A 4,863-nucleotide genomic window follows, 5' to 3' on the forward strand; every position below is an offset into this window, starting at 1 on the left:
GCGCAGGTGCGGGGGCCGCGGCGGGGGGTGGTGGCGTCAGCCGGCGACCGGGGCCTGCTGGGTCTGCGCCCCGGTGGGCTCCTCGGCGGCGGCCGGGGCCGGGCCGGAGCCCTTCAGCGGCACCTCCTTGACGAACCAGGCGGCGAGGAAGCCGAGCACGGTCACGGCCGCGCCGAGCAGGAACGCGCCGTGGGTGCCGGCGGCGACGGCGTGCTGGTACGCCTCGCGCACCGCCTCGGGCAGCTTGGCCAGGCTCGCGGCGTCGAGCTGGGCGCCGGCCCCGGTGGCGCCGGCGCCGGCGGCGCCGAGCCGCTCGGTCATGGTGTCCTGGACCCGGCTGGTGAACAGGGAACCCATCAGGGCCACGCCGAAGGAACCGCCGAGGGTGCGGAAGAGGGTGGCCGAGGAGGAGGCGACGCCCATGTCCTTCATCTCGACGCTGTTCTGCGCGACCAGCATGGTGATCTGCATCAGGAAGCCGAGGCCGGCGCCGAGGACCGCCATGTAGAGGCCGGAGACCAGGCGGGTGGTGCTCGTGTCCATGGTGGCCAGCAGGTAGAGGCCGACGACCATGAGGGCGCTGCCCGCGATCGGGAAGACCTTGTACCGGCCGCTGTTGGTGGTGATCCGGCCCGCGACCAGCGAGACGGCCATCATCGACAGCAGCATCGGCAGGAGCAGCAGGCCGGAGTTGGTGGCCGAGGCGCCCTGGACGGACTGCTGGAAGAGCGGCAGGTAGAGCACGGCGCCGAACATCGCGAAGCCGGTGAGGAAGCCGATCGCCGACATGAGGGTGAAGTTGCGGCTGCGGAAGATGTGCAGCGGCAGCACCGGCTCGGCGGCGCGGGTCTCGACGAAGAGGAAGGCGGTCAGCGCGACCACGCCCGTGACGATCAGGCCGACGATCTGGCCGGAGGCCCAGTCGTACTCCGTGCCGCCCCAGGTGGTGACGAGCACGATGGCGGTGATGGCCACGGTCAGCAGGGCGGCGCCCAGGTAGTCGATCTTCGTCTTGCCCCGCTCCTTCCTGGGGAGGTGGAGCACGGCCGAGACCATCGCGAGGGCGACGGCGCCCAGCGGCAGGTTGATGTAGAAGGACCAGCGCCAGCCCATGTGGTCGGTGATGGTGCCGCCGACCAGCGGGCCGCCGATCATGGCCAGCGCCATGACGCCGGCCATCATGCCCTGGTACTTGCCGCGGTCGCGCGGCGGGATCAGGTCACCGATGATCGCCATGACGCCGACCATCAGGCCGCCGGCTCCCAGGCCCTGAACGGCGCGGAAGCCGATGAGCTGGCCCATGTCCTGGGCCATGCCGCTGAGGGCGGAGCCGACGAGGAAGATGACGATGGAGGTGAGGAAGGAGCCCTTCCGCCCGTACATGTCGCCGAGCTTGCCCCAGATGGGGGTGGAGGCGGCGGTCGCCAGGGTGTACGCGGTGACGACCCAGGAGAGGTGCTCCAGGCCGCCCAGCTCACCCACGATCGTCGGCATCGCCGTACCGATGATCATGTTGTCCAGCATGGCCAGCAACATCGCGATCATGAGCGCCATCAGGACGACGCGCACGCTACGGGGCTTCACCTCCTCGGAGGTCCCCGCCCGGTTCACTGCCTCACCCATGTCCACTCCCCGTACATGCGTCGTGCATGCTGCGTTACAGATGGCCGGCGCTCGACACTTACTTGCCGACCGGCTAGTCATTACACTGGGACCGTAGACCCGTCACTAGCCGGGCGTCAAGCAAGTATGGGGAGAGCCATGTCCACCAACCCGCAGCAGCGCCGTGGGAACACGCGCCAGCGCATCCAGGACATCGCACTGGAGCTCTTCGCCGAGCAGGGGTACGAGAAGACGTCGCTGCGCGAGATCGCGGAGCGGCTCGGGGTCACGAAGGCGGCGCTGTACTACCACTTCAAGACCAAGGAAGAGATCCTGATCAGCGTCTTCGACGACCAGACGCGTCCCATCGACGAACTGATCGCCTGGGCGGCGGAGCAGCCGCGGACGTTGGAGACCAAGCAGGAGATGCTGCGCCGCTACAGCGAGGCCCTGGCCTCGGGCGCCTCGCTGTACCGCTTCATGCAGGAGAACCAGGCGGCTGTGCGCGAACTGAGCATCGGCGAGACGGTCAAGCGCCGCCTGTTCGCCATGGTGGAACTGCTGCGCACCGCCGACTCGCCCCTGGTGGACCAGGTGCGCTGCGTGAGCGCGCTGTTCACGCTGCACGCGGGGATGATGTTCCTCCAACAGATCGAGGGCGACGACCCGGAGGAGAAGCGGAAGGCCGCCCTGGAGGTCGCGATCGACATCATCACGCAGGCGCACCACGAGGCGTGAGGATCTGCCGCTCCCCCTCCTCGATGGCCAGGTCGTTGATGCTGGCCTCGCGGCGGCGCATCAGGCCGTCGTCCGCGAACTCCCACTGCTCGTTGCCGTAGCTGCGCCACCACTGGCCGCCGGCGTCGCGCCACTCGTAGGCGAAGCGCACCGAGATGCGGTTGCCGGTGTACGCCCAGAGCTCCTTGCGCAGCCGGTAGTCCAGCTCCGTGGCCCACTTGTCGGCGAGGAACGCGCGGATCTCGGCGCGGCCGGTGAGGAAGCGGTCGCGGTTGCGCCAGACGGAATCCTCGGTGTACGCGAGCGCGACCCGCTCGGGGTCCCGGGTGTTCCAGGCGTCCTCGGCGGCCTGGACCTTGGCCCGGGCGGTCTCCTCGGTGAACGGCGGCAGGGGCGGGCGAGGGGCATCGGTCATGACGACTCCTGGGAGTGAGGACGGAGAGGGGCGAGGGGGGCGGCAGTGACGAGGGGGGCGAGAGGAGGCGAGAGGGGTCGAGAACGCTCGTTCTCGCCCTCCGGTGCCGAGCATAGAGAACGCCCGTTCTCTGATCAAGGGGGAATGCCCTACGCTCGGACGCATGGACGACGACGAGGCCCGGACCCGACTCCTGGACGCCGCGGAGGAGCTGTTCTACGCCGAGGGCATCCAGGCCGTGGGCATGGATCGCATCCGGACCGCGTCCGGCGTGCCCCTCAAGCGGCTCTACCGGCTCTTCCCGGCGAAGGACGCGCTGGTCGCGGCGTACCTGGAGCGGCGCGACCGGCGCTGGCTGGACTCGCTGCGGGCGGCGACCGAAGGGGCCGGGGACCCGGTGGGGGCCGTCTTCGACTGGCTGGCCGAGTGGTTCGCGGAGCCCGGCTTCCGCGGCTGTGCGTTCCTGAACGCGGCGGGCGAACTGGGCGCCGGCGCACCGGCGGTGGTCCGGCGGCACAAGGCCGCGCTGCTGGCGCTGCTCGCCGGGGCCGGGGGGTCGGCGCGGCGCGCGGAGGAGCTGCTGATCCTGGTCGAGGGCGCCACGGCGGTGGCCTCCCTCGCCCCCGGCCCGGGCCCGGCGCACCGGGCCCGGGAGATGGCGGCCCTGCTGGACCGGCCGGCCGCCTAGCCGGCGCCGCGGGGGAAGGTGATCTCCACGCGGCGGTTCTTCTTGCGGCCTTCCTCGGTGCTGTTGTCGGCGATCGGGTAGTCCTCGCTGTAGCCGCGGACGTCGAAGGTGACGTTGGGGTTGGTCACGGTCCTGGCCAGCTCCGCCTGGACGGAGTCGGCCCGCTGCTTGGACAGTTCCTGGCCGTGCTCGTAGCTGCCCTGGTCGTCGGTGAACCCGAAGACGCGGACGCGGGTGGCCTTCTGCTGGTTGATCTCCTGCCCGATGGCCTGGATCCGGGCGGCGGCCTGCGAACTGAGCACCGAGCTGTTCTCGGTGAACAGCACCTCGGCCTGGAGCGCCATCATGACGCTCTGGTTGGTCTCCTGCCGCCGCTGCTCGCCGCCGAGGTCCTCGACGACCTCGGCGATGTCGAGCACCTTGGGCGGAGCGAGGGTGCCGCCCTGGGGGATCTTGAGGCCGGGCGAGTTGGAGTCGATGGGCACCGGGGCCGAGGCGGAGGGTTCCGTGCCGGGCGGTGCGGAGGGCTTCACGCCGTCGGCGTGGGCGCTCGTCGCGCCGAGGAGGTGGGCGGCACCGGCCAGGACCAGAGCGGAGGCCGCCAGTGCGGCGGCCGGGCGGCGGGTTGTCGTCATGGGGTCACCCGGAGAGTTTGATGGTGGCCGTGGCGAAGGTCGGGAGGCTGAACTCGACCTCTGCGCTGGTGGCTGGAGGGGAAGGGAACTGGGCGAAGAACGGCATGGTCTGACCCGCCTCGATGATCGCGAGACCTGTGGTGCACAGGCAGCGGCCCTCCGTGTCACGAAGCACGTAGTACCGCTTCTTGGCGGCCTTGTCGACCAGCGTGACACCGGCGACCGACACGCCGCCGTTCGTCAACTCGTTGCCGCGCCAGGCCGCGGCGTTGACGTACGCCGCGCTTCCCGTGTTCTTCAGCTGGCCGCTGACCGTGACGAACCCGCTGGGGTCCCGTACCGCCGAATTGATGGTGAGCACCATGCCCGCCTCACCGTTCATCGTGGCCAGGACCTGGGTCGCCGTCGGGGACTGGGCGCCGCCCGAAGGCTGCGACGGGCCCCCGCTCTGCGGCTTCGCGCCCGTCGCCTCGGCGCCCTTGGCGGGGGCGGGCTTGGCGTCGTTGCCGCATCCGGTCAGGGCGAACGCCAGGATCACCGCCGTCCCCACAGCCGCTCCCCCATGGGCCGTGTACCGAGCGCTCATCTACGAAGGTTCCTTGTCTCTCGGACATCAGTCGATCAGACGGACGTCGAACAGTGTTCTGGCCAGTGATCGCCACGGCCCAGGGCTGCGCGGGTCGAATACGGCGGCCTCGCCCTTGCCGCACGTGAACTTGATGACGCCGGGCTCCGGCGGCGCCGGGGACGGCGACGGTCCGGGGGCGGGCGTCATCAAGTTCACG

At 70.6% G+C, this 4,863-nt stretch carries 6 protein-coding genes; 2 read left to right on the top strand and 4 right to left on the bottom strand.

The window, feature by feature from the left end; all coding sequences use genetic code 11:
• Positions 1–36 precede the first annotated feature (36 nt).
• Positions 37–1,623 carry an MDR family MFS transporter gene (locus EF918_RS32550; RefSeq protein ID WP_125652508.1) on the bottom strand — a complete coding sequence of 529 codons (1,587 nt, stop codon included), beginning with the start codon at positions 1,621–1,623 and terminating at the stop codon, positions 37–39.
• Positions 1,624–1,761: 138 nt separating this feature from the next.
• Between EF918_RS32550 and EF918_RS32555 the strand changes: the two genes are divergently transcribed.
• Complete coding sequence (locus tag EF918_RS32555; RefSeq protein ID WP_125652509.1) at positions 1,762–2,340, top strand: TetR/AcrR family transcriptional regulator; 579 nt, start codon at positions 1,762–1,764, stop codon at positions 2,338–2,340.
• On the opposite strand, the gene EF918_RS32560 is transcribed toward EF918_RS32555, so the two are convergent.
• Positions 2,315–2,755 (bottom strand): nuclear transport factor 2 family protein, encoded by a 441-nt coding sequence (locus tag EF918_RS32560; protein ID WP_125652510.1) that lies wholly within the window; start codon positions 2,753–2,755, stop codon positions 2,315–2,317. The genes EF918_RS32555 and EF918_RS32560 overlap by 26 nt on opposite strands.
• A gap of 163 nt (positions 2,756–2,918) precedes the next feature.
• Here EF918_RS32560 and EF918_RS32565 point away from each other — a divergent pair, with 163 nt between their 5' ends.
• Complete coding sequence (locus EF918_RS32565; protein ID WP_125652511.1) at positions 2,919–3,443, top strand: TetR/AcrR family transcriptional regulator; 525 nt, start codon at positions 2,919–2,921, stop codon at positions 3,441–3,443.
• Here the strand turns inward: EF918_RS32565 and EF918_RS32570 are convergent.
• Together EF918_RS32570 and EF918_RS32575 are read right to left on the bottom strand one after the other, a co-directional pair.
• Positions 3,440–4,078 (bottom strand): OmpA family protein, encoded by a 639-nt coding sequence (locus EF918_RS32570; protein ID WP_125652512.1) that lies wholly within the window; start codon positions 4,076–4,078, stop codon positions 3,440–3,442. The two genes, EF918_RS32565 and EF918_RS32570, sit on opposite strands and share 4 nt — an antisense overlap.
• Before the next feature lie 4 nt (positions 4,079–4,082).
• Positions 4,083–4,664 (bottom strand): hypothetical protein, encoded by a 582-nt coding sequence (locus EF918_RS32575; protein WP_125652513.1) that lies wholly within the window; start codon positions 4,662–4,664, stop codon positions 4,083–4,085.
• Between the last annotated feature and the right edge of the window lie 199 nt (positions 4,665–4,863).

The organism is Streptomyces sp. WAC06614, assembly GCF_003949795.1.
In the GTDB taxonomy this organism is placed as follows: domain Bacteria; phylum Actinomycetota; class Actinomycetes; order Streptomycetales; family Streptomycetaceae; genus Streptomyces.